Source organism: Mycobacterium sp. RTGN6 (genome assembly GCF_033804605.1).
GTDB lineage: Bacteria > Actinomycetota > Actinomycetes > Mycobacteriales > Mycobacteriaceae > Mycobacterium.
In genome coordinates this window covers 45,690-69,030 of sequence record NZ_JAPZKZ010000020.1, presented here as the reverse complement: position 1 = coordinate 69,030, position 23,341 = coordinate 45,690, and the positions used below count along the sequence as shown (strand labels likewise).

Sequence of the window (23,341 nt, the reverse complement as noted above, 5' to 3'; positions counted from 1 at the left end):
TCTTACATACAAGCCCTAGGTGACAGTATCTGTCAACAGGGTCGGTATGGAATAGACTGTCGGGATGACGACGGCGGCACCGGCTTCGGAGGGCAGGGGCGAAGCGAAGCAGGGCTCGAACCGTGAACGCGTCTACGCCGAGCTGCGCCGACGCATCGTGACATTGGACCTGGCGCCCGGCGCATCCCTGTCGGAGAACGAGCTCGCTGCGCAGCTCTCGGTCAGCCGGACCCCGGTGCGCGAAAGCCTGATCCTGCTCGCCGACGAGGGCTTGGTGCACATCTTTCCCAAGCTGGGATCCTTCGTGGCCCGCATCGACCCCGCGCGCGTCGCCGATGCGCAGTTCGTGCGAGAGGCCATCGAAATGGCCTCCATGCCGGACGCGGTGAAACTCGCCGATGAGGCCGCGATCACCGAACTGCGCGCGCTGATCGACGCGCAGAACGGCACGACGGACGTCGACACCTTCTTCGAGCTCGACGAGCAGTTTCACCGATCGTTGCTCGCGGCCGGCGGCCATGGGAACGCATGGCGCACCGTGGTCGCGGCCAAGGCGCATCTGGACCGGGCGCGCCGCCTCGGCATGATGAGCGAAAGCTCGATTCAGTCCTTGACCTGCGAACACGCCGCGATCGTCGACGCTTTGGAGTCGCGGGACAGCCAGCAGGCCACCGCGGCATTGCGCAGCCACCTGCGCAAGGTCTTCACCGACATCGAGAAGATCCGCGCGCGTTCGCCGGAACTCTTCGCCGATGGCAACGCGACCCGGCCGACGCGCCGCGTCGTCGCTGTCTGGCAGTAGCACCCACGCGCTGCCGGAACCGGCAAGCAGACCCTCTCACCACACCCACCCCGCTTGGGAATCGCACGCTCGGTCGGATGAACATTGCCGAAATTGGATGTTGACAAGTCTTGGCTGTCAGGGCTTGTATGTAAGTGATCCGGTTCACAAACTGACATCTCTCGAGCAAGGAACACAGTGATGACGAACTACGTGGAAGCCCCATCGGGGGGTGTCGCCGAACGTACTACCGGCGATCTGACCAAGGCCGCGGTGTCCGGGTGGCTTGGGACCGCGATGGAGTTCATGGACTTCCAGCTGTACTCGCTGGCCGCAGCCATCGTCTTCAACAAGATCTTCTTCCCGGACGTCAGTCCCGCGATCGGCCTGATCGCCGCTATGGCGACGTATGGCGTCGGATACGTCGCCCGATTGGCCGGAGCCATCTTCTTCGGACGCATGGGCGACCGGATAGGCCGACGGAAGGTCCTCTTCATCACCATCGCACTGATGGGCGCTTCGACGACCTTGATCGGTGTGCTACCGACCTACGCAATGATCGGCATCCTGGCGCCGATCCTGCTCGTCGTACTGCGGCTCATCCAGGGCTTCGGTGCCGGCGCGGAGATCGCCGGCGCCACCACGATGCTGGCCGAGTACGCGCCACCGAAACGGCGCGGCGTCATCGCGTCGCTGGTCTGCCTTGGCACCAACTCCGGAACCCTGGTCGCCTCCGGGGTGTGGGCCCTGCTGCTCGCGGTACTGAGCGACGAACAACTGCTCAGCTGGGGCTGGCGCGTGCCCTTCCTGCTGAGCTTCATCTTGATGATCTTCGCGGTCTGGGTGCGACGAAACCTCAAGGAAAGCCCCGTCTTCGAGGAACGTCCCGACGTCGTCGACGGTGTTGCGCTCTCCCGCGAGCAACTCGAAGCCGCCGCCGCCAAGAAGCACGAGAGCGTTCTCGAAGCCGGACTTCATCAGCGCAAGGGCAAGGCGTTCCTCGTCGCGCTTGGCCTGCGGTTTGGGCAGGCCGGTAACTCCGGTCTGGTGCAGACCTTCCTGGTCGGCTACATCGCGACAACCTTGATGATGAACAAGTCCGTGGCCACCAGCGCGATCCTGTACGGCTCGCTGCTTGGATTCGCCACGATCCCGGTGGTGGGATGGCTCGGTGACCGCTTCGGCAGGCGCCCGATCTACATCGCACTGAGTGCCCTGACGATCGCATTCGCGTTCCCGATGCTGCTCATGATCACCAGCGGCAGCAACGTCGCGCTGCTGTTGGCCATGGTGATCGGTCTGAACATCGGTGTGCTGGGCCTGTTCTCGCTGGAGAGCGTGACGATGGCGGAGCTCTTCGGCTCCCGGACACGGTTCACCCAGCTTGCGCTCGCCAAGGAGATCGGCGGCATCCTGGCCACTGCGATCGGACCGATCCTCGCGGCCTCGCTTACGGCGGCGACCGGCAGTTGGTGGCCGATCGCAGCGATGCTGATCGTGTACTCCCTCATCACCCTCGTGTCCGCCGTGATCGCACCGGAGACCCGCGGTCGCGACCTGGTGCAACTGCAGGACGCGCTGTGAAGGCAGTGGTCGTGCACGGCGCCGGCGACCTCCGGGTCGACGAGCTACCCGACCCCGTCCCTCAGGCAGGGGAAGTCCTGATCGCCATGGAATGGGGCGGGGTGTGCGGATCCGACGTCGCGTACTGGCGCAACGGCGCCTCGGGTACCGCGGTGCTCAAACATCCCCTTGTGCTCGGACACGAGATGGCAGGACGAATCGCCCGCACCGGGCCGGGTGTCACCGGGTTCGACGTCGGGCAGCCCGTCACCGTCCATCCCGCCACGCCGGTCGGCGGCGACGTGCTCCCCGAACGCCTCGCCGGCCGCACCAACCTCTACCCGCAGATCAGCTACTGCGGATCTGCCGCGTTCGACCCGCACACCGATGGCGGCTTCAGTGAACTGAAAGTGGTTCGGGCAGACCAGATTCGCGCGCTCCCGGATACCGTCGGAACCGACCATGGTGCCCTGGCCGAGCCCTTGGCGGTCGCCATGCACGCCGTCAACCGAGCAGGCGACCTGCGCGGCCGCGACGTTCTGGTGAACGGCGCCGGCCCCATCGGTTCGCTCGTCGTCGCGGCGGCAAAGCACGCGGGCGCCGCGACGGTGGTGGCAGCAGACGTGGCCGACGCGCCGCTCTCGATCGCGCGATCGATGGGGGCCGATGTGCTGGTCAATCTAGGCGCCGGAGACGAACTCCCGGCGGACGTCGAGCTGGTCTTCGAGGCATCGGGCGCTCCCGCCGCACTTGGAGCGATCCTTCAGGCGACCGCGCGCGGAGGCACCATCGTCCAGGTCGGAAACCTGCCGGGCACTCCGACGCCAGCCAATCTTGGCGGCCTGGTCACCCGAGAAATCACGTGGATCGGCTCCTACCGTTTCATCGACGAGATCACCGACGCCATCGCGGCGATGAGCAACGGTCTCGACGTGAATCCTCTGATCACCCACCGCTATTCGATTGACCAGGCCGCCGACGCCATCGCCGTCGCGGCCGACCGTGACAGCGGCAGCAGCAAGGTGCTCCTGCACCTCGGGTAGGCAAACGCGACCGGATGTGTCGAGCTTGGCCTCTTGGCCGGCAAACCTTGCTATACAGATGCGGGTTGATCCGGTCAGAGAAAGTGTGCCTCAATGTCGATGCCACGCGATGAACTGGCCAGTCACGGTCATGCCAGGTTCGTTGGACGGGTTGGCGCGCTGGCCGTCGCATTGGGGATCGGTGCGGCGATTGCCAACAGCCCAGGATTGGCTTCGGCCGACCCCAACGACTCCGACTCCTCGGCGTCGTCTTCGTCGGGGACCGACTCGCCTGGGACCACGCCATCGAAGACCGGAACAGCGGGCGAGCAGTCGGCTGACCCGACTGACGCGAATCCCAAGCTCGCGGGGGAGCACACGTCGACCGTCGAGCCAGCCGCCGAGCCGACGAAACCCGCTGGCTTGACGTCAGAACCGGCGACGGGCGACGAGTCGCCAAACGTGAAGTCGAAGAAGCCGCGTCGGCAACTCCAGCCGAATTCCGCCGCCCGTAGCGCGGAGTCCGAGCAACAGTCGGGCGAGGAGCAAGCGCCCGCCGCCGAGCAACCCACTGCAGTCGCGTCCGGCGACGCCGACGAAACCACGCAGTCGACCGCACCGTCCGTCAAAGCCACAGCCGTGCAAACACTCTCGGTACCGGCCGCGGAGTTGAAGACGGCTGAGCCGAGCGATGGGCCCGCGACACCGCCCCCGTCGCCGACCCTCTGGACGATGCTGGGATGGGTGCGCCGCGAGGTCGGTCACGTCGTCGCACCGGCGACCGGGGGAGAGGCCTCGGCGGTCGCGACGACGTCCTTCGTCGAGCCGGCCGCGGCGCTCGCGTCGACCAGCGTGTTGGGCACCCAAGAGCAACTCACGGCCGAACAAATCGCCACCGAGACGCTCAACACGCTGCCGATGCAGCTGATGAAGCTCGTGCTGCGATTCGGCTTCATGTCGGCGGCGCAGCAGCAGTTCCCCGACGGGCCGGATCAGGCCAACGTCGACCAGCTGGACGCGGCCGTCAACGAGTACGCGATGGGTGCGGCATTCCAGCAGCAGATCCTGGACTCCATGAACCCGACCGTCGTCATGCAGGTGGCGCCGCCCCATACCTGGTACGGACAAGTCGTGCCCGGTTCGCGCATCCTCTACGACAACCCGGACACGATCTACCGCTTCATGGGTGTCAACGGTGCTTCGTCGTACGTCATCACGGGTCGTTTCGCCGACCTCGACCACCTCCCGGCCGACACCACGTTCAGCGTGCTGACGGGCCTGACCGGCAACACCGCGTCGGTGTTGACGAAGGACCAACTCGTGCTCAACCCCGATGGGACCTTCACCATCACCGCGGACTCGACGCCGGCCAACGGTCGGCCCAACCACCTGCAGCTGACCAATGACACGACGCTGATCGCGACGCGGAACACGTTGTCCGACTGGACGAATCAACAGCCGATGAGCCTGGAGATCGCGCGGGTCGGTGGGCCACCGAGCAGCCTGTTTAGCCAACTCGGTGGATTCGCCATCCCCGGAATCGGGCCGCTGGTCGTAGGCAACCCGCTGCTGCAGACGCTGGTGTCGCTGGTGCCGCCACTGCCCTACACGCCGCCCCTGCTGCGCGGCACGGTGGCCGCGGTGATCATGGCGCTTGGGATTCAGCGCGAGTCCACCTACATGGCGGTGGCGACGACCGACCCCGAGACCGGCCAGCCGCGCGAGGCCAACGTGCTGACGAACCCCACCCGCAACGCGGAGTTCCTAGCCACCCAGCTGCAGAGTGCCGGGCACTTCCAACTGGCCGACGACGAGGCGCTGGTGCTCACCATCGACCCGGGCGACGCGAACTACTTCGTGGTGCCGGTGACGAACGACTGGACCATCACCGACGACTACTGGAACCAGCAGACGAGCCTGAACAACGTGCAGGCCAAGCCCTTTGGCGGGGTGTACACGATCGTGATCTCGCCGACCGATCCTCTGGTGGAGAACTGGGTGTCCACGGGTGGCCTGAACCAGGGCACCATCTCGATCCGGTTCCAGGACCTGCCGCTTGAGCCCACGCGCCTGCCGACGGTGCACTCGCAGGTGGTGCCGCTGAGCGAACTCGCGAGCGTGCTGCCCGCCGGCACCGTCTACGTCACCCCCGACGAACGCACAGCGCAACTCGCGGCGCGCAAGGCAGGCTACGACAACCGTTTCGCGCCTTACCCGCAGCCCTAGCCCACCGGACCCACCGGCGGAGGTCCGCGCCCTACAATCCGACATGTGGCCGAACTGGTGCAGCGATACCTGGACCGCATCCGTGCCGAACAGGCCGGAGTGACCGACGGTGCGCTGGCCAGCTACATCCCCGAGCTCACCAGGGTGGACCCTACTGGGTTCGGACTGTCGCTCTCGTCGGCCGACGGCTTCGTCTACGAATCTGGTGACACCGCAACCGAATTCACCATCCAGTCGATCTCCAAACCGTTCACCTATGCGCTGGCCCTGCATTCGATCGGCGAGGCCGCCGTCGACGCGAAGATTGGCGTCGAACCGTCCGGCGAGGCGTTCAACGAGATCAGCGTCGACCGCACGACCAAGAAGCCGAAGAACCCGATGATCAACGCGGGCGCGATCGCCGCCGTGTCCCTCGTGCCCGGAGCCACGCCGGACGAGCGCTTCGCCCTGATCCAGGACTTCTACTCGGGGTTCGCGGGCCGCCAGCTGACCCTCGACCACGACGTCTACCACTCGGAGAAACTCACCGGCAGCCGCAATCGGGCCATCGCCTACATGCTGCAAAGCTTCGGCGCGCTCGACGGCGATCCCGACGACGTGCTGGACGTGTACTTCCGCCAGTGCTCGCTGAACGTGACGTCGACCGACCTTGCGCGGATGGCGGCCACGCTGGCCCGCGGCGGCGTCAACCCCATGACGGGCCGGCGCGTCACCGACCCCGCGGTGGTCAAGCGCACGCTGTCGGTCATGGTGACGTGCGGGATGTACGACGCGGCGGGCGACTGGGTGAGCGCCGTCGGCATGCCAGCCAAGAGCGGAGTCGGCGGCGGCATCGTCGCCGTACTGCCTGGACAGCTCGGCATCGGGACGTATTCACCGCTGCTCGACGCCAAGGGCAACAGCGTGCGCGGAATCCGGGTGTGCCGCAGCCTGTCCGAGCAGCTCGGCTTGCACTTCCTGTCGGTGTCCCGAGATTCGCGGGCCACGCTGCGCGCGGTCTACGAGCCGCTCGACAACGTACGCGTCTACGAGACTCACGGGGATCTGCTGTTCTGCGGCGCCGAGCAGGTGGTGCGCACCGTCGACCGGGAACGCGACAGCTTCGACGTGGCGATCCTCGACGTGTCCCGGGTCGACGAGATCGACGACGCGGCGCGGGGTCTGTTGTCGGGAATGAGCGCCATGTTGCGGGCGCAGGGCAAGGACGGCTACCTCGTCGACCCCGAGGGCATCGTCATCCGCACCGAGCCCGAGCTCGAGGCGGTGCGGTACCTCACGATCGAGGACGCCGTCGCGGCCGCCGAGGAACGGCAGCGCGACGCATTCATGCGCTGAGTGCGCCAGGAAAAATAAGTGTGCGATTGGGGGCGGCTCGTTTCCCTCACCTTCGAACGCCGCCGACCGGTGGCGACAACCTCGAAGGAGTAGTCATGACCACCACCATCGCAACGACGTCGCGCCGACGCACCCTCGTCGCGGCCACCTTGACCGCTGCCGCGCTGAGCGGCTTGGCCGCCGGCGGGCTCAGTACCGCCGCACCCGCCACGGCGGCATCGGGCGAGTACGTCGCCGTCACGTACTCGACCGTCTACAAGGTGTACGGCTACGGCCGCAACGCCAACAAGGACGTCGCAGTGACGGCGGCCATGCACAACTGCAACATCGCAGGCGGTTTCTGCGGTGTCGCCGCGGTGTCGCCGAAGAACGGGTGCGTGGTGCTCTCCACGCGAAACGGCGGCGCGGAGTACGTCGGCGGCAGTGGCACTACGTTGCCCAAGGCGATGAAGGACGCACAGTCGAAGTTGTACGGCAGTCAGGTCAAGAACTACTACTGCATCTGAGTGCGACGACGTCGACCCGTCACCCCGCGCTGTGGGGTGACGGGCCGACTCGTGTCAGCTGTGTCGGATGGGGCAGGCGACCTCGACGTAGACCGTGGTCGTCGCGGTCGGGTCTGGCGTGGGGTTCCCGGGGTTGCGGATGGAGGTCACGGTGCAGCCGGTGAGCAATGAGGTGTCATCGTTCGAGACGCCCTTGATCTCGACGCGGTAGCCCTGCTCCTTGAGTTCGTCGATGACGGCCGCGGCGGACTCGGTGTCGATGTCGGGATCCGAGGCCGCAGTGGGTGCGAGCGTCGTGGCGGCGGCGAGTGCGGCAAGCAACGGCGCCAGGAGTCGCGGCGCGTACGACATGCGACCACCCTCTCCGCGTCACGCTGGGGCCTGAGTGACGCCTGTGAGAACGCCCTGAAGCGTAGCGCGCACGAGGTGCCGTTCAGCGGTTCTGAACCGCCGCGGCGAGTCGTGTCGGCTCGACGGCCAAGGGGCTACCGAGGCCGAAGCGGGTTCTGCTTGACCAACACGGTGAATCCACATCGATGGAGCAAGCCAAACCGCCCGTCGGGATTGGCCCGGGCCTCGGCCTTGATCATCGGCACGATCGCGTCGGTCACTCCATCGCGCGGGTGTCGCCGGATCACCGCGCCGCGGTAGTCCCAACTCAGGTCGGCACCCCGAAGTCCGGCGAGGTCGAACATCGCCCCGGTTTGCACGTAAACGCCCAGGGCGCCGTCGCGTTCGATGCTGATGCCCGGCGTCGTGTGTACGGTGACCGCGTCGGCGGCCGAACGGATGTCCGCCTCCGCGGCGTTGACGCCTCGCCCGCATTGCTCCAACCTGTCCGCGCTCCGCAGCGTGAAGTCCTCGCCTCGCACCGGCTCGGCAATCCCATGGTCGTGTAGAAGTGATGCGACGTAGAACAATTCAGGATCCAACGCCGCTCGGTCGAGCGTCGCGAGCGCCGATCCGAACATCCAGGTCCGGTAGCCGTGTCCGACGACGGACGGCGGCTGTTCAAGTGCGGCCTCTTCAGCCGCCCTCGCGAATGCGGAATCCGGAGGGGTCAGCGCTGCGGCCGAAAGATGGCTGGCGCCAACGGGTGTCCGACCAGTCGCAAACTTGAGGCGCCCAACGAGATAATTGCCCTGCGCCAACACGATCGCGCCGAGCAGGCGCCGACGTTCCGACGGGCTGAGCTTTCCGCGGGTCCGTCGGGTCCAGGCGAGTCCGCCTACGCGGTCCGGATCGTGTTCGGCCATGTGTCGGCTCCCTTTCGTCTGTGGTGCTGCCGGCCCGATGCTCGGTTCTAGGCCGGTGTGGCGAGTCGTGTCGGATCCTCGTGGCCGCGCAACGTCACGGTGTCGCCAAGAACCCAACGGGCCCTTTCGGTTTCGCTGGCCTTGGCGACGGTGTCCGACGCGGCGATCAGGTGACCGGGCACCTGCTTGGACAATTCGGACAGCCGCGCCGCCTCGTTCACCGGTTCGCCGATGACGGTGTACTCGAACCGTTCCTTGGCGCCGACGTTGCCCGCGACCACCTGCCCCGACGCCACCCCGATGCCGGCTTCGCATTCGGGTACCTCGACGCGCAACCGGTCGGCCATGGCGCGTGCTGCCGAAAGTGCTTCGTCGTCGGGGTTTTCCAACGACACCGGCGCACCGAAGACGGCGAGCACCGCGTCGCCCTCGAACTTGTTGACCAATCCGTGGTGGCGATCGACCTCGTCGACGATCACGGCGAAGAAGCGGTTGAGCAGCTCGACGATCTCGGTGGCCGGCCGGGTGGTCACCATTTGGGTCGACCCGATGATGTCGACGAATATCATTGCGGCGTGGCGTTCTTCGCCGCCGAGCTTCGGACGTTCCTGCTCGGCGAGGGCCGCGACCTCGCGCCCGACGTGACGCCCGAACAGGTCACGGACCCGTTCGCGTTCGCGCAGGCCGTGCACCATCGAGTTGAATCCGCGCTGCAGTTCACCGAGTTCGGTTCCGTCGAACACCACCACGTTGCAGTCGAGATCGCCTTGCTCGACCCGCTTGAGCGCGGTCCGTACCACCCGCACCGGCGTGGCAGTGAGCCAGGAGAGTAGCCACATCAAGAGGAAGCCGAAGCTCAGCGCCAGCACCGCAATGATCATCACGGCCACCGCAAATTGCGTCTCGGTCAGGTTCTGCAGCGACAGTGCGAACACCCCGGTGATCACGATGCCGATCATCGGCACACCGGAGCCGAGCAGCCACACGATCATGGTGCGGCCCATGATGCCCGCGGTCAGTCGACGAGGCGGTGGACCGGCCTCCAGCGCCTGAGCGGCCACTGGGCGCAGCGCAAACTCGGTCGTGAGATAGCAGGCCGTGGCCACGATGACACCGGGAAATCCCACCGAAAACAGGAACCGCGGGACGAACACGGAGTCCGCCAGTCCGTAGAGCGTGGTCAACAGCGCGGTACCGAGACCCCAGAGCAGCAGGTGCGCCTTCGCCACCCGCCAGGGCGCCAGGAACGTGTTGAGCTGATCGGCACGGGTTGGCGGACGTCCTTCGATCGACCATCGCAGTGCGTTGACCGTCCGCCGGGTGATCCAGAAGATGCCCAACACCAGCGCCAGCGCGACATAGGCCGGAGACACCACGAAGGTGATCCACAGCGGGGCGTCGCTGAAGATGCTCGGCACCGGGATCGCGACGATCACCAACAGCAGCGTGACGGCGATGCCGAGCACGTTCCAGAACAAGAGGAAGACCGTCAGGATGAGCTGAATCCGCACGCGCCGGCGGCGCTGGCTTTCGGACGGCTTGCCCAGCAGCCAGGAGCCGAAGGCGGGCGTATCCGGCAGTCGGCCGCTCTGCCGGGTCACCGTCTCCAACACCCGGCCGAGTCGGTGCGCAACGCTCTTGCTGGCGTTCATCGTGGCGCCAGCCTAGTAATGCCGCGCGCCCTCTATGGTGGTTCGGTGCGGCTCGTCATTGCCCAGTGCACCGTCGACTACGTCGGCCGTCTTACCGCTCATCTGCCCTCGGCCCGTCGTTTGCTGCTGTTCAAGGCCGACGGGTCGGTGAGCGTGCATGCCGACGACCGGGCCTACAAGCCGTTGAACTGGATGAGCCCACCGTGCTGGGTCACCGAGGAGGGCGACGGCCTGTCACCCGTCTGGGTCGTCGCGAACAAGGCGGGCGAGCAGCTGCGCATCACCGTCGAGGACGTCGAGCACGATTCGAGCCACGAGCTCGGGGTGGACCCGGGGTTGGTCAAGGACGGCGTCGAGGCGCACCTGCAGGAGCTGCTCGCCGAGCACGTCGAACTACTGGGGATGGGGTACACGCTGGTTCGCCGTGAGTACATGACGGCGATCGGCCCGGTCGACTTGATGTGCCGCGACGAGTTGGGGCAATCGGTGGCCGTGGAGATCAAGCGGCGCGGCGAGATCGACGGCGTCGAACAGCTCACCCGCTATCTCGAGCTGCTCAACAGGGACACCGTGCTCGCGCCCGTCAGCGGGGTCTTCGCCGCCCAGCAGATCAAGCCTCAGGCGCGCACCTTGGCCACTGACCGCGGGATACGTTGTGTGACATTGGATTACGACGAGATGCGCGGCCTGGACAGCAACGAGTTCCGGCTGTTCTGAGCGCCTACACTGAAGTCATGCCAAGGCGTCGGCCTCCGCCCCGTAGACCACGGGTGCTGCCGCCGGTGCTGGCGTCGCGGCGCATCGAAGAAGGTCCCGACGGCTACGACTACGAGGTGCGGCCAGTCGCCGCGACCCGCGCCACCAAGACCTATCGCTGCCCGGGATGCGATCAAGAGGTCAAACCGGGCACCGCGCACGTAGTGACATGGCCTTTTGGAAACGGAGCGGCGGGGGAGTCGGCCGTCGACGACCGTCGGCACTGGCACACGTCGTGCTGGGCCAACCGGCGCAACCGGAACCCGACGAGGAAGTGGTCCTAGGTCAGTGGTCGTCGGCCGGCTCGACGAGCTCGACCAGCACGCCGCCAGCGTCCTTGGGGTGGATGAAGTTGATTTTGGAGTTCGACGTACCCCTGCGCGGCACGTCGTAGATCAGCCGGATGCCATCGGCGCGCAGCTTGTCGGAGATCGCTTCGAGGTCACTGACGCGGTAGGCGAACTGCTGCAGACCCGGACCGCGCTTGTCGAGGAACTTGGCGATGGTCGAGTTCTCGTCGAGCGGGGCCATCAGCTGCACCTGGGCGCTGCCCTTGGCTGCGCCGCGGACCGACAGCATGGCTTCGCGAATGCCCTGGTCCTCGTTGACTTCTTCGTGGAGGACGATCATGCCGAGGTGGTCGTGATACCACTTGATGGCGACGTCGAGGTCGGGGACCGCAATCCCGACGTGGTCGATCGCGGTTACCAACGCACTGGCGAGCACCGGACGTGCATCAACCTGCTCGGTCGTCATAACGTAACGGTAACCTTTACCTGAATGTTTGCGGAATGTGTGATCGGCCACATCTGCCGGCACCTGGCCCTTGGAGGTAGCAAATGACCACGTCGGTGATAGTTGCTGGAGCACGCACCCCGATAGGCAAGCTCATGGGTTCGCTGAAGGACTTCTCCGGTAGCGACCTTGGGGCGGTAGCGATCAAGGGCGCGCTCGAGAAGGCCGGGGTTCCGGCGTCGGCCGTGGAGTACGTGATCATGGGTCAGGTGCTGACGGCGGGGGCCGGGCAGATGCCCGCTCGCCAGGCCGCCGTCGCAGGGGGCATCGGGTGGGACGTGCCGTCACTGACCATCAACAAGATGTGCCTTTCCGGCATCGATGCCATCGCGCTGGCCGATCAGCTGATCCGGGCGGGCGAGTTCGACGTCGTCGTCGCCGGTGGCCAGGAGTCGATGACCAAGGCGCCGCACCTGCTGATGGACAGCCGCTCGGGCTACAAGTACGGCGACGTCACCGTGCTCGACCACCTGGCCTACGACGGCCTGCACGACGTCTTCACCGACCAGCCCATGGGTGCGCTCACCGAGCAGCGCAACGACGTCGACCAGTTCACCCGCGCCGAGCAGGACGAATTCGCTGCCCGGTCGCATCAACTGGCCGCCGCCGCCTGGAAGGACGGGGTGTTCGCCGACGAGGTGGTGCCCGTCTCGATCCCGCAGCGCAAGGGCGACCCGATCGAGTTCGCCGAGGACGAGGGCATCCGCGCGAACACCACTGCGGAGTCGCTCGGTGGGCTGAAGCCTGCCTTCCGCAAGGACGGCACCATCACCGCGGGCTCGGCGTCGCAGATCTCCGACGGCGCATGTGCTGTCGTGGTGATGAACAAGGCCAAGGCCGAGGAGCTCGGGCTGACCTGGCTCGTCGAGATCGGCGCGCACGGCGTGGTGGCCGGCCCCGACTCGACGCTGCAGAGCCAGCCCGCGAACGCCATCAAGAAGGCGATCGCCAAGGAGGGCATCACCGTCGACCAGCTGGACGTCATCGAGATCAACGAGGCGTTCTCGGCGGTCTCGCTGGCCTCGACCAAGGAGCTCGGCGTCGACGCCGACAAGGTCAACGTCAACGGCGGCGCCATCGCGGTCGGCCACCCGATCGGCATGTCGGGCGCCCGCATCACCCTGCACGCGGCGCTCGAGTTGGCCCGAAAGGGCTCCGGCTACGCCGTCGCCGCCCTATGCGGGGCCGGTGGGCAGGGCGACGCACTGGTGTTGCGACGCCCCTGAGCCGGCGACGTCAACGACGCTCTGTAGTAGCTGGCCGCGGATTCGGGCACAATGGCGGCCATGACGACGACCTCCGAGGTTCAACGCAAGGGAAGCACCGTTGCGGGCTGGTTCCGGTTGATCGCCTTCGCGGAGGCGGTCAGCTGGGCAGGTCTGCTGATCGGGATGTACTTCAAGTACCTCGGTAGTCCGCAGACAGAGGTGGGCGTCAAGGTCTTCGGGCCCATCCACGGAGGCATCTTCATCGCCTTCGTGGTGGCCGCACTGCTCGTCGGAATCGCGGTCAAGTGGGGCCTGGGCACCTGGTTGTTGGCGTTGCTGGGCAGCATCGTGCCGCTGGGCAGTGTGATCTTCCTCATCTGGGCCGATCGAACCGGCCGCATGGGTGCTCCGGCGACCGTCACAACCGCACCGCCGGTCGCCGAACCGACGTGACAGACTTGAAGGCGTGACGCGTCCACGACCTTCCATCGGACCCGCGCTCGCCGGCGCAATCGACTTGTCAGCACTCAAACAGCCCCCGCCGAGCAGTGCCGGCGCGGCGGCGACCCTTGCTCCCGGCGGCGTCGAGGTCACCGAGGCCAACATCGAAGCCGAGGTGATCGTCCGCTCGAACACGATGCCGGTCGTCGTGCTGTTGTGGTCACCGCGCAGCGAGGCCAGCATCGCATTGGGCGACACTCTGGCCGCGCTGGCTGACGCAGACGGCGGCAAGTGGTCGCTGGCGACGGTCAACGTCGACACCACCCCGAGAGTGGCGCAGATGTTCGGCGTCGAGGCCATCCCCACGGTGGTGGCGCTCGCCGGCGGGCAACCGCTGGCCAGCTTCCAAGGTGGCCAGCCGCCCGAGCAGCTCCGCCGCTGGGTCGACTCGCTGCTGAACGCCACCGCGGGCAAGTTGGCCGGAGGGGCCGAGGGCGAGGTCGAGGCCGAGGAGGTCGACCCCGAGTTGGCGCAGGCGCGCGATTACCTCGACAACGGCGACTTCGACGCCGCCATCACCGCGTATCAGGCCATCCTCGACGCCAAACCCGGGCATGCCGAGGCCAAGGGCGCGATTCAGCAGATCGTCTTCCTCAAGCGGGCGACGGCCCACTCACCCGACGCCGTCGCGCGCGCCGATGCGGCGCCCGATGACATCGACGCAGCATTCGCCGCCGCCGACGTCCAGGTGTTGCAGCAGGACGTTGCCGGTGCCTACGACCGCTTGATCGCGTTGGTGAAGCGCACCGCCGACGACGAGCGGACAAAGGTGCGGACCCGGCTCATCGACCTGTTCGACCTGTTCGATCCCGCCGACCCGGTCGTCATCGCGGGTCGGCGCAACCTGGCCAACGCGCTCTACTGACTTCCTTCTCGCCGAGACTGCGGTGAGATCGCTGATTTCGCGCTCAGGACGATCTCCCAGCAGGCTCGCCGGTGATCCGGGGTCGAGCTAGGCGGGCTCGAACCACACCGCGGCCAACGGCGGCAACACCATGACCGCCGACGCCGGGCGGCCGTGCCACGGGTCGTTGGTGGCCTCGACCGCGCCGTAGTTGCCGATTCCCGCGCCGTTGTAGACGTCGGAATCCGTGTTGAGCACCTCACGCCAGGTGCCGGCATGCGGCAGGCCGAGCCGGTATTGGGCGTGCTCGGAGCCGGAAAAGTTGAACACGCACGCCATCACCGAGCCGTCGTCGCCGAAGCGCAGGAAGCTCAGCACGTTGTTGGCCGAGTCGTTGGCGTCGATCCACGAGTAGCCCTCGGGACTCGAGTCCCGTGACCACATCGCCCGGCTGGAGCGGTAGATGCCGTTGATGTCGCGCACGAACCGCTGCAGGCCGCCCGAGAAACCCTGCTCGCCCAACTGGAACCAGTCGAGGCCGCGTTCCTCCGACCACTCGGCGCGCTGGCCGAACTCCTGGCCCATGAACAGCAACTGCTTGCCCGGATGTGCCCACTGGTAGGCAAGCAGCCCGCGCAACCCGGCCGCCTTGACGTGGTCGTTGCCGGGCAACCGCGCCCACAACGTGCCCTTGCCGTGCACGACCTCGTCGTGGCTGATCGGCAACACGAAGTTCTCGCTGAACGCGTAGAGCAACGAGAACGTCATCTCGTGGTGGTGATAGCTCCGGTGGATCGGGTCGCGACTGATGAACGCCAACGTGTCGTTCATCCAGCCCATGTTCCACTTCATCGAGAAGCCAAGTCCGCCAAGGCTCGTCGGCCGGGTGACTCCGGGCCACGACGTCGACTCCTCGGCGATCGTCACGATGCCAGGCGCGAGCTTGTGGACGGTGGCGTTCATCTCCTGCAGGAACTGCACCGCCTCGAGGTTCTCCCGGCCGCCGTACACGTTGGGCGTCCAGCCGTCGGCCGGACGCGAGTAGTCCAGGTACAGCATCGATGCCACCGCATCGACCCTCAGGCCGTCGACGTGGAACTCCTGAAGCCAGTACAGCGCGTTGGCCACCAGAAAGTTGCGCACCTCGGGTCGGCCAAAGTCGAACACGTATGTGCCCCAGTCGAGTTGCTCGCCCCGCGTGGGGTCGGAGTGCTCGTAGAGCGGGGTGCCGTCGAAGCGGCCAAGCGCCCATGCGTCCTTCGGGAAGTGCGCGGGCACCCAGTCGACGATGACCCCGATGCCAGCCTGGTGCAACCTGTCCACCAGATACCGGAAGTCGTCAGGAGTTCCCAGCCGCGACGTCGGCGCGTAGTACGACGTCACCTGATAACCCCACGAACCGCCGAACGGATGCTCGGCGACCGGCAACAGTTCGACGTGGGTGAAGCCCTGCTCGACCACGTAATCGGTTAGCTCCGTGGCCAACTCGCGATAGCTCAGCCCCGGACGCCATGACATCAGGTGCACCTCGTAGGTGCTCATCGGCTCGAACACCGGATTGCGCGACGCACGCTGCGTCATCCACCCGTCGTCGTTCCACGTGTAGTCGCTCGTGGAGACCCGCGACGCGCGCTGAGGCGGAAGCTCGGTGGCGAACGCCATCGGGTCGGCGCGTTCGGTGATCACGCCGTCGGCGCCGTGGACGCGGAACTTGTACAGGCCGTCGGTCGGGAAGCCAGGCCAGAACAGTTCCCAGACGCCCGTCGCCCCCAGCGTGCGCAGCGGGGCATCGATGCCGCTCCAGTGGTTGAACTCACCGATCAGACTGACGCCCTTGGCATTCGGCGCCCAGACTGCGAACGAGACACCATCGACGGGGCCGTCGGGAGTGTGGTACGTGCGCGGGTGCGCACCGAGGACCTCCCACAGCCGTTCGTGCCGGCCCTCGGAGAACAAGTGCAGGTCGACCTCGCCCAGTGTGGGCAGGAAGCGGTACGGATCGGCCACCGTGTGAACGTGGGGGCTGGCGTCGCCGCTCGGATAGCTGATCTCGAGTCGGTAGTCGATGAGTCCAGTGAACGGCACGGCGACCGCGAAGAGCGCGTCCTCGACGTGGCTGAACGGGAAGCGCTCGTTGCCGATGAGCGCCACCACCTCAAGGGCATTCGGGCGCAGCACCCGGATGACGGTGTGGTCGGCGTACTCGTGCGCGCCGAGCACCGAGTGCGGGTCGTGGTGCTCGCCGGCGAGCAACCGCCCGAGGTTCGCGGCATCGGGCCGCAAGTGGCTACTGGTGAGTGAGTTGGTGCGGGTCATGGTGTCATTCCCTCCGCAGCAGTTGGAGCCGCTTCTCGGGTGAGAGCTGCGGCATGTTCAGTACGTGTGCGACGGCCCGAACGGGGTCGATGCGGACGTAATTCGATTGCCCCCACTGGTATTCGTCACCCGTGATCTCGTCGCGCACCCAGAACCGGTCGTACGGCTCCAGCCCGAGTGCAGCCATGTCGAGCCAGATGTTCGACTCCTCCGGGGCGAACGCGTTGAGCGTGACGACCACGAGCACACAGTCACCCGTGACGGGGTCGAACTTGCTGTAGGCCAGCAGCGCATCGTTGTCGACGTGGTGAAACTTGATGGTGCGCAACTGGCTCAGCGCAGGATGCAGCCGCCGGATCTCGTTGAGCCGGGCGAGGAACGGCTCCAACGATTCGCCGCTGGCCACTGCCGCGTCGAAGTCCCGGGGACGCAACTGGTACTTCTCGGAGTCGAGGTACTCCTCGCTGCCCGCGCGCACGGGTTGGTGTTCGAAGAGTTCGTACCCGGAGTAGACGCCCCACGTCGAGCTCATCGTCGCCGCCATCACTGCCCGGATGGCGAACATGCCGGGACCGCCGTGCTGGAGGGTCTCGTGCAGGATGTCGGGCGTGTTGGTCCACAGGCTCTGCCGCGAGTAGTCGGCGTGCTCGGCGATGGACTCGCCGAACTCGGTGAGCTCCCACTTCGCCGTGCGCCAGGTGAAGTAGGTGTAGGACTGGGTGAAGCCGAGCTTGGCCAGCCCGAACAGCCGCGCCGGCCGCGTGAACGCCTCGGCCAGGAACAGCACGTCGGGGTCGTCGTTCTTGGCCTCCGCGATGAGCCAGGCCCAGAAGTTGGGCGGTTTGGTGTGTGGGTTGTCGACCCGAAACACCTTGACGCCGTGCGAGATCCAGAACCGAACGACCCGCAGCACCTCCTGGTAGATGCCCGCCGGGTCGTTGTCGAAGTTGATCGGATAGATGTCCTGATACTTCTTCGGCGGGTTCTCCGCGTAGGCGATGGTGCCGTCGGGCAACACGGTGAACCACTCGGGGTGATCCTTGGCCCACGGGTGATCCGGCGCGCACTGAAGGGCCAGGTCGAGGGCGACCTCGAGGCCTTGGTCGCGGGCAGCGGCGACGAAGTCGTCGAAGTCGTCGATGGTGCCCAGCTTGGGGTGCACGGCGTCGTGGCCGCCCTTGCTGCTACCGATGGCCCACGGCGAGCCGACGTCCTTGGCTCCCGCCGTCACGGTGTTGTTCCTGCCCTTGCGGTGCACCTTGCCGATCGGGTGGATGGGCGGCAGGTAGACGATGTCGAAGCCCATCTTCGCGATCCGCGGTAGCGCCTTGCTCGCGGTGGCGAAGGTGCCGTGGGCGGCGGTGCCCTTGCTGTCCGTACCGCCGGTGGACCGCGGGAACATCTCGTACCACGCGCTGAACCGGGCCAATGGGCGATCCACCCACACGCCGTATTGCTCACCGCGGGTGACGAGTTCGCGGAGCGGATACGAGTGGAGCAGGTCGGTCACGTCCTGAGCTAGGGCGGCGCCAGCGCGGGTGTACGGGTCGCCGGGCTGGCGCAACCTGGTCGCCGCGTCGATCAACGGGAAGCGGTCCTGGCGCGGGACTCCCGTCGCCGCGCGCTCCAGCAGCCCCGCGCCAATCAGGAGGTCGTTGTCGAGCTCGGACTCGCCCTGGCCCGCCTCGAGCTTGGCGGTGACGTGCTTGCGCCAGGTCGCCAACGGGTCACCCCAGCCGTCGACCCGGAAGGTCCACAACCCGACCGCGTCGGGGGTGAACTGGCCGTGAAAGACGTCGGGCGTGCGCCCCAGCGTCATCGGATACAGCTGTGGTCGTTTCTTGGAGGGCGTGATCACCTCGTCGATCGGCACCGCCTCGACGGGTGGCACGGCGACGCCAGCGGGCGGCTTCGCCAACCGTGGGTAGCTCTTGCCGTGATAGCGCACCACCAGGGTGGCCGCAACGGCGTCGTGGCCCTCACGCCACACTGCCGCCTTGATGGGCATCACCTCGCCGACCACGGCCTTGGCCGGATATCGGCCATTCGAAACCACTGGCGCGACGTCATCGATCTCGATACGACCGGCCACTACCCAACTCCTCACGCCCACGGCCAACCACCGCGCGCTGTAGTGCGTTCCGCTTCAAAGCCTTGTCGCGCCTATACCCACCGTAGTGTCAGGCTCAACCCACTGTGGCGGATGCGGCGGCGACGTTTCAGTCTGCTCGTCGAGCAATTGCTCAGCGCTCGTCGGGTTCGAAGAGTCAGTAAGGTGAAGACACGTGAAAGCCCTCCGCCGATTCACCGTCCGTGCTCATCTGCCCACGCGACTCGCGGCGCTGGAACGACTGTCGGTCAACCTGAGGTGGTCGTGGGACACACCGACCCAGGATCTGTTCGCCACAATCGATCCCGAACTCTGGGCGCAGGTCGGACCCGACCCGGTTGCATTGCTGGGCGGCGTCAGCCCCAAGCGTCTGGACGAACTCGCCGTCGACGAATCGTTCCTCCGCAGACTCGATCATCTGGCGGGTGAGCTCGACGACTACATGAGCCGTCCGATGTGGTACCAGGAGCAGGTTGCGGCCGGGGTTGCGCTGCCAACGGGCATCGCCTACTTCTCGATGGAGTTCGGCGTCGCCGAGGTGTTGCCGAACTACTCCGGAGGGCTGGGAATCCTGGCCGGCGACCACCTGAAGTCGGCGTCGGATCTCGGGTTGCCCCTGATCGCGGTGGGTTTGTGGTACCGCTCCGGCTACTTCCGCCAGTCGCTGTCGGCCGACGGGTGGCAGCACGAGAACTACCCGGCGCTCGACCCGCAGGGCCTTCCGCTGCGGCTGCTCGCCGACGACGGGGGAGCGCCGCTGCTGGTGTCGTTGGCCATGCCGGACTCCAGCGAGCTCAAGGCTCGAGTCTGGATCGCTCAGGTCGGTCGAATTCCGTTGCTGCTCTTGGATTCCGACATCCCAGACACCGAGCACGACCTGCGCAGCGTCACCGACCGGCTCTACGGCGGCGACCAGGAACACCGCATCAAGCAGGAGATCCTTGCCGGTATCGGCGGCGTCCGGGCGATCCGGGCCTTCACCGCGGCCGAGGGGCTGCCGGAACCGCAGGTGTTCCACATGAACGAGGGCCACGCCGGGTTCCTCGGCGCGGAGCGCATCCGCGAGCTCGTCACCGACGGCGGGCTGGACTTCGACACCGCGCTGACCGTGGTGCGCTCCAGCACCGTGTTCACCACCCACACCCCGGTTCCAGCGGGCATCGACCGCTTCCCGGTGGAGATGGTGAAGCGGTACTTCGGGGGTTCCGCCGACGGCCCGGCGGGCGCCATGTCGCGGCTGCTGCCCGGCGTCCCGCTGGATCGCATCGTGGCGTTCGGTGAAGAGGACGACCCGACGAAGTTCAACATGGCGTTCATGGGGCTGCGCCTCGCGCAGCGGGCCAACGGGGTGTCGCTGCTGCACGGCGAGGTCAGCCGCGGCATGTTCAACGAGTTGTGGCCGGGCTTCGACCAGTCGGAGGTGCCGATCGGGTCGATCACCAACGGCGTGCACGCGCCGACGTGGGCGGCGCCGCAGTGGGTGGAGCTGGCACGCGAGCTCATCGGCAGCGACGACCTCGGTTCGTTGAGCGAGGCGGAGACGTGGCAGCGGCTGCAGCAGGTCGACCCGGGTCATCTGTGGTGGATCCGCTCGCAGCTGCGCGAGCTCTTGATCGGCGACGTGCGGGCCCGGTTGCGCCGGTCCTGGCTGGAGCGTGGCGCGTCGGATGCGGAGTTAGGCTGGATCGCAACGGCTTTCGACCCGAACGTGCTGACCATCGGGTTCGCCCGCCGGGTGCCGACGTACAAGCGGCTCACGTTGATGCTGCGTGATCCGGAACGGTTGGAGCGGCTTCTGCTCGACGAGGAACGGCCGCTTCAGCTCATCGTCGCAGGCAAGTCGCACCCCGCCGACGACGGTGGCAAGGCGCTGATTCAGCAGGTCGTGCGCTTCGCCGACCGCGAAGAGGTGCGCCACCGAATCGCCTTCCTTCCGGACTACGACATGTCGATGGCGCGGCTGCTGTACTGGGGCTGCGACGTGTGGCTCAACAACCCGCTGCGCCCGCTGGAGGCGTGCGGCACGTCGGGCATGAAGAGCGCGCTCAACGGTGGGCTGAACCTGTCGATCCGCGACGGGTGGTGGGACGAGTGGTACGACGGCGAGAACGGCTGGGAGATTCCCACTGCCGACGGACTCGCCGACGAGACCCGCCGCGACGACATCGAGGCCGCGGCACTCTACGACCTACTCGAGAAGTCGGTGACGCCGAAGTTCTACGAGCGCGACGAGCAGGGCGTCCCGCGGCGGTGGGTCGAGATGGTCCGCCACACGCTGCAGGTGCTCGGGCCCAAGGTGCTGGCGTCGCGGATGGTGCGCGACTACACCGAGAAGTACTACGCACCGGCCGCGCAGTCGCTGCACCGCACCATCGAACCCGTCGACGGGGTGCCGTTCGGCGCCGCCCGCCAATTGGCCGCGTACTGCGAACGGGCCCGCGACGCATGGCCAAAGATTCAGATCACCGACGTCGACAGCTACGGCCTGCCCGACACGCCGCTGCTGGGCTCCGAACTGACCCTCACCGCGAGGGTTCACCTGGCCGGACTGCGGCCCGACGAGGTGGTGGTGGAGGCCGTCGTCGGGCGCGTCGACGCAGGCGACGCGCTGCTCGAGCCGGAGACCGTGCCCATGACGCACACCGGCTCCGCCGACGGGGGCAACGAGGTGTTCTCGACGTCGACACCGCTGCCGGTGGCCGGTTCCGTCGGCTACACGGTGCGGGTGCTGCCGCACCACCCGCTGCTGGCGGCCGACAACGAGTTGGGGCTCGTCACGCTCGCGTGAATGGCATCGTCGAAGTGGCCGTCGACGGCGGACCGTATGCGCTGACCGCCGGGCCCGACGGCGCCATGTGGGTCACCCTCGTGCACGGCGGGGCGATCGCCAGGGTGACCGCGGCCGGCGACGTCGACGTCCATCCCGTCGCCACCGACGCCAAGCCGTCGGTGATCGCCGCCGGACCCGACGGTGCGCTGTGGTTCACCAGAACCGGTGACGACCGGATCGGCCGCATCACCACCGACGGCCGCCAGTCGGCCTTCGAATTACCCACCGGCAGTGCGCCGTTCGGCATCACGGTGGGTCGCGACGGCGCGCTCTGGTTCACGGCGATGACGTCCGGGGTGATCGGCCGGATCAGCGTCGACGGCGAGCTGACCCAGGAGCTCGTCGTGGGCGGCAGGCCGTCGATGATCACGACCGGTCCCGACGGTGCGTTGTGGTTCACCATGCACCAGGCCAATGCGATCGGCCGGCTGGAGCAGTCCGGGCGGCTGACCAAGCGCGAGGTGCCCACCCGCAATGCGGGCCCCGTCGGCATCGCCGCCACACACGACGACACCGTCTGGTTCACCGCGATCCTCGCCGACAAGATCGGGCGCATCCCCATGGACGACGCGATCCAGGAACTCGACCTGCCCGGCAAGCCGCACGCGGTGATCGCCGATCCGACGGGCGGCGTGTGGGTGAGTCTGTGGGGCGCCGATCAGCTGGCCAGGGTGAGCGCGGACGGCGAGGTCGCGATCATCGACCTGCCGGCGGATAGCGAGCCGCACGGGCTGGCGCTCGGAGTCGACGGCGCGTTGTGGGTGGCGCTGGAGACCGGCTACGTCCTGCGGTTTCCCACCGCGGGCTGATCGACGCCGTTTCGCAACCTTGCGGTGGGGGTGTCTACCCGGTTGGAGCGCCTCGGCGAGTTATCTTCCGAAGACAGCCACGTCAGGGGGTTTCGTCATGCCATTTCGCAGGCTTGCCTTGCTCGCCGTGTGCACCGTGGTCGGTGGGCTGACCGCTCCGGTGGCGTTGGCCGAGCCCGACTCGGAAGTGGTCGCGGAGCCCGTCGCGGCGCAAGCACCGGTTGCCGACGACGGCCGCATCGTGTCGCCGCCACCGCAGCTCACCGACACACCCGACGGCTGGACGCTGTCCCTGTCCGCGAAGGACGAGACGCAGTTCGCGAACGCGCCGCTGACCACGGCGCTCTCGTCGCGCGAGTACGTCGTCGGAGGCACGTACAACGGCACGCTTCGCGGCCCCGACGATCCCGAGGTGCCCCACGGAACCATCGAGGTCGGCTACCAGATCGGGTGCGGCATCGATATGAGTACGTCGAACGGCGTCACGTTGACGGGCAGCATGGGCATCACGCCGTCGCTGGGATTCGCAGGCGTGGACATTCCGTCGCCGCTGCCAGAGGGCTTCGTACCGGTGGTCTCGACGCCGATGACGGGCGGTGTCGCGATCGGCTTGAAGCCCGGCATCATCAACATCGTTCCGGTCACCAAGAAGGAGTTCGAGGGCTTCGATCCCTGGGTGATGATCAGCAACTTCCACGTCAAGATCGACGGGTGCGTCGGTCAGTCGTTCATCCGGTCGTATGCGTTCCTGACCCGTTCGACGAAGATGTCCGACGCGATCGTGGCGTACTACGGCACGACGAAGGTCGTCTGATTGCGATTTGGGCGCGG

20 protein-coding genes are annotated in these 23,341 nt (G+C 67.0%); 14 read left to right on the top strand and 6 right to left on the bottom strand.

The features are described 5' to 3' along the window. Window positions 1-64: 64 nt before the first annotated feature. From SLQ33_RS33155 to SLQ33_RS33130, 6 genes are all read left to right on the top strand, one after another. Window positions 65-802: a GntR family transcriptional regulator gene (locus tag SLQ33_RS33155; RefSeq protein ID WP_319458177.1), complete on the top strand. Its 738-nt coding sequence runs from the start codon at window positions 65-67 to the stop codon at window positions 800-802. A 180-nt stretch (window positions 803-982) separates the two neighbouring features. Continuing rightward, window positions 983-2,365, top strand: a complete 1,383-nt coding sequence (locus SLQ33_RS33150) for an MFS transporter (protein WP_319458176.1) — start codon at window positions 983-985, stop codon at window positions 2,363-2,365. After that, a complete protein-coding gene (locus SLQ33_RS33145) occupies window positions 2,362-3,387 on the top strand; it encodes an L-idonate 5-dehydrogenase (protein ID WP_319458175.1) in 1,026 nt (341 codons plus the stop codon). The genes SLQ33_RS33150 and SLQ33_RS33145 overlap by 4 nt, the downstream gene beginning before the upstream one ends. Before the next feature lie 93 nt (window positions 3,388-3,480). Next, complete coding sequence (locus tag SLQ33_RS33140) at window positions 3,481-5,592, top strand: hypothetical protein (RefSeq protein ID WP_319458174.1); 2,112 nt, start codon at window positions 3,481-3,483, stop codon at window positions 5,590-5,592. Window positions 5,593-5,637: 45 nt separating this feature from the next. Continuing rightward, window positions 5,638-6,927, top strand: a complete 1,290-nt coding sequence (gene glsA / locus SLQ33_RS33135; RefSeq protein ID WP_319458173.1) for a glutaminase A — start codon at window positions 5,638-5,640, stop codon at window positions 6,925-6,927. A gap of 95 nt (window positions 6,928-7,022) precedes the next feature. Further along, the gene (locus SLQ33_RS33130; RefSeq protein ID WP_319458172.1) at window positions 7,023-7,433 is read left to right on the top strand and encodes a DUF4189 domain-containing protein; all 411 of its coding nucleotides are present in this window, start codon (window positions 7,023-7,025) and stop codon (window positions 7,431-7,433) included. Window positions 7,434-7,487: 54 nt separating this feature from the next. Here SLQ33_RS33130 and SLQ33_RS33125 read toward each other — a convergent pair whose 3' ends face one another. From SLQ33_RS33125 to SLQ33_RS33115, 3 genes are all read right to left on the bottom strand, one after another. After that, window positions 7,488-7,784, bottom strand: coding sequence for a hypothetical protein (locus SLQ33_RS33125; protein WP_319458171.1), 297 nt, complete (start codon window positions 7,782-7,784; stop codon window positions 7,488-7,490). A gap of 134 nt (window positions 7,785-7,918) precedes the next feature. Continuing rightward, the gene (locus SLQ33_RS33120; protein WP_319458170.1) at window positions 7,919-8,689 is read right to left on the bottom strand and encodes a hypothetical protein; all 771 of its coding nucleotides are present in this window, start codon (window positions 8,687-8,689) and stop codon (window positions 7,919-7,921) included. A 47-nt stretch (window positions 8,690-8,736) separates the two neighbouring features. Next, window positions 8,737-10,341 carry an adenylate/guanylate cyclase domain-containing protein gene (locus tag SLQ33_RS33115; RefSeq protein WP_319458169.1) on the bottom strand — a complete coding sequence of 535 codons (1,605 nt, stop codon included), beginning with the start codon at window positions 10,339-10,341 and terminating at the stop codon, window positions 8,737-8,739. Between the two features lie 45 nt (window positions 10,342-10,386). Between SLQ33_RS33115 and nucS the strand changes: the two genes are divergently transcribed. Continuing rightward, window positions 10,387-11,058, top strand: a complete 672-nt coding sequence (gene nucS / locus SLQ33_RS33110; protein ID WP_319458168.1) for an endonuclease NucS — start codon at window positions 10,387-10,389, stop codon at window positions 11,056-11,058. A gap of 17 nt (window positions 11,059-11,075) precedes the next feature. After that, window positions 11,076-11,381 (top strand): hypothetical protein, encoded by a 306-nt coding sequence (locus SLQ33_RS33105; RefSeq protein ID WP_319458167.1) that lies wholly within the window; start codon window positions 11,076-11,078, stop codon window positions 11,379-11,381. Window position 11,382: 1 nt separating this feature from the next. On the opposite strand, the gene mce is transcribed toward SLQ33_RS33105, so the two are convergent. Then, window positions 11,383-11,853 (bottom strand): methylmalonyl-CoA epimerase, encoded by a 471-nt coding sequence (mce, locus tag SLQ33_RS33100; protein WP_319458166.1) that lies wholly within the window; start codon window positions 11,851-11,853, stop codon window positions 11,383-11,385. Window positions 11,854-11,936: 83 nt separating this feature from the next. On the opposite strand from mce, the gene SLQ33_RS33095 reads away from it, so the two are divergent. From SLQ33_RS33095 to SLQ33_RS33085, 3 genes are read left to right on the top strand one after another with little or no spacing between them, the layout of a single operon-like run. Continuing rightward, window positions 11,937-13,118 carry an acetyl-CoA C-acetyltransferase gene (locus SLQ33_RS33095; protein ID WP_319458165.1) on the top strand — a complete coding sequence of 394 codons (1,182 nt, stop codon included), beginning with the start codon at window positions 11,937-11,939 and terminating at the stop codon, window positions 13,116-13,118. A gap of 51 nt (window positions 13,119-13,169) precedes the next feature. Then, a complete protein-coding gene (locus tag SLQ33_RS33090) occupies window positions 13,170-13,553 on the top strand; it encodes a DUF3817 domain-containing protein (RefSeq protein WP_319458164.1) in 384 nt (127 codons plus the stop codon). A 13-nt stretch (window positions 13,554-13,566) separates the two neighbouring features. Next, window positions 13,567-14,466, top strand: a complete 900-nt coding sequence (locus SLQ33_RS33085; protein WP_319458163.1) for a tetratricopeptide repeat protein — start codon at window positions 13,567-13,569, stop codon at window positions 14,464-14,466. Window positions 14,467-14,553: 87 nt separating this feature from the next. On the opposite strand, the gene glgB is transcribed toward SLQ33_RS33085, so the two are convergent. Beyond that, entirely contained in the window at window positions 14,554-16,761 is a 2,208-nt protein-coding gene (glgB, locus tag SLQ33_RS33080) for a 1,4-alpha-glucan branching protein GlgB (RefSeq protein WP_319458162.1), read from the bottom strand. A 4-nt stretch (window positions 16,762-16,765) separates the two neighbouring features. Continuing rightward, the gene (locus tag SLQ33_RS33075; protein WP_319458161.1) at window positions 16,766-18,853 is read right to left on the bottom strand and encodes an alpha-1,4-glucan--maltose-1-phosphate maltosyltransferase; all 2,088 of its coding nucleotides are present in this window, start codon (window positions 18,851-18,853) and stop codon (window positions 16,766-16,768) included. 193 nt (window positions 18,854-19,046) lie between these two features. Between SLQ33_RS33075 and glgP the strand changes: the two genes are divergently transcribed. The 3 genes from glgP to SLQ33_RS33060 all read left to right on the top strand — a co-directional run bounded on the left by glgP (window position 19,047) and on the right by SLQ33_RS33060 (window position 23,324). Continuing rightward, complete coding sequence (gene glgP, locus SLQ33_RS33070; RefSeq protein WP_319458160.1) at window positions 19,047-21,659, top strand: alpha-glucan family phosphorylase; 2,613 nt, start codon at window positions 19,047-19,049, stop codon at window positions 21,657-21,659. Between the two features lie 65 nt (window positions 21,660-21,724). Beyond that, entirely contained in the window at window positions 21,725-22,510 is a 786-nt protein-coding gene (locus SLQ33_RS33065; RefSeq protein ID WP_413467775.1) for a virginiamycin B lyase, read from the top strand. Between the two features lie 97 nt (window positions 22,511-22,607). After that, window positions 22,608-23,324: an MspA family porin gene (locus SLQ33_RS33060; protein WP_319458158.1), complete on the top strand. Its 717-nt coding sequence runs from the start codon at window positions 22,608-22,610 to the stop codon at window positions 23,322-23,324. Window positions 23,325-23,341: the final 17 nt, after the last annotated feature.

What these genes read in the sequence shown, in the direction of transcription:
- SLQ33_RS33130 (WP_319458172.1), top strand. Translation starts at nt 7,023, where the DNA reads ATGACCACCACCATCGCAACGACGTCGCGCCGACGCACCCTCGTCGCG.
- SLQ33_RS33065 (WP_413467775.1), top strand. Translation starts at nt 21,725, where the DNA reads ATGTGGGTCACCCTCGTGCACGGCGGGGCGATCGCCAGGGTGACCGCG.
- mce (WP_319458166.1), bottom strand. Translation starts at nt 11,853, where the DNA reads ATGACGACCGAGCAGGTTGATGCACGTCCGGTGCTCGCCAGTGCGTTG.
- SLQ33_RS33120 (WP_319458170.1), bottom strand. Translation starts at nt 8,689, where the DNA reads ATGGCCGAACACGATCCGGACCGCGTAGGCGGACTCGCCTGGACCCGA.
- glgB (WP_319458162.1), bottom strand. Translation starts at nt 16,761, where the DNA reads ATGACCCGCACCAACTCACTCACCAGTAGCCACTTGCGGCCCGATGCC.
- SLQ33_RS33105 (WP_319458167.1), top strand. Translation starts at nt 11,076, where the DNA reads ATGCCAAGGCGTCGGCCTCCGCCCCGTAGACCACGGGTGCTGCCGCCG.
- SLQ33_RS33115 (WP_319458169.1), bottom strand. Translation starts at nt 10,341, where the DNA reads ATGAACGCCAGCAAGAGCGTTGCGCACCGACTCGGCCGGGTGTTGGAG.
- SLQ33_RS33140 (WP_319458174.1), top strand. Translation starts at nt 3,481, where the DNA reads ATGTCGATGCCACGCGATGAACTGGCCAGTCACGGTCATGCCAGGTTC.
- SLQ33_RS33090 (WP_319458164.1), top strand. Translation starts at nt 13,170, where the DNA reads ATGGCGGCCATGACGACGACCTCCGAGGTTCAACGCAAGGGAAGCACC.
- SLQ33_RS33095 (WP_319458165.1), top strand. Translation starts at nt 11,937, where the DNA reads ATGACCACGTCGGTGATAGTTGCTGGAGCACGCACCCCGATAGGCAAG.
- SLQ33_RS33150 (WP_319458176.1), top strand. Translation starts at nt 983, where the DNA reads ATGACGAACTACGTGGAAGCCCCATCGGGGGGTGTCGCCGAACGTACT.
- SLQ33_RS33155 (WP_319458177.1), top strand. Translation starts at nt 65, where the DNA reads ATGACGACGGCGGCACCGGCTTCGGAGGGCAGGGGCGAAGCGAAGCAG.
- SLQ33_RS33060 (WP_319458158.1), top strand. Translation starts at nt 22,608, where the DNA reads ATGCCATTTCGCAGGCTTGCCTTGCTCGCCGTGTGCACCGTGGTCGGT.
- SLQ33_RS33125 (WP_319458171.1), bottom strand. Translation starts at nt 7,784, where the DNA reads ATGTCGTACGCGCCGCGACTCCTGGCGCCGTTGCTTGCCGCACTCGCC.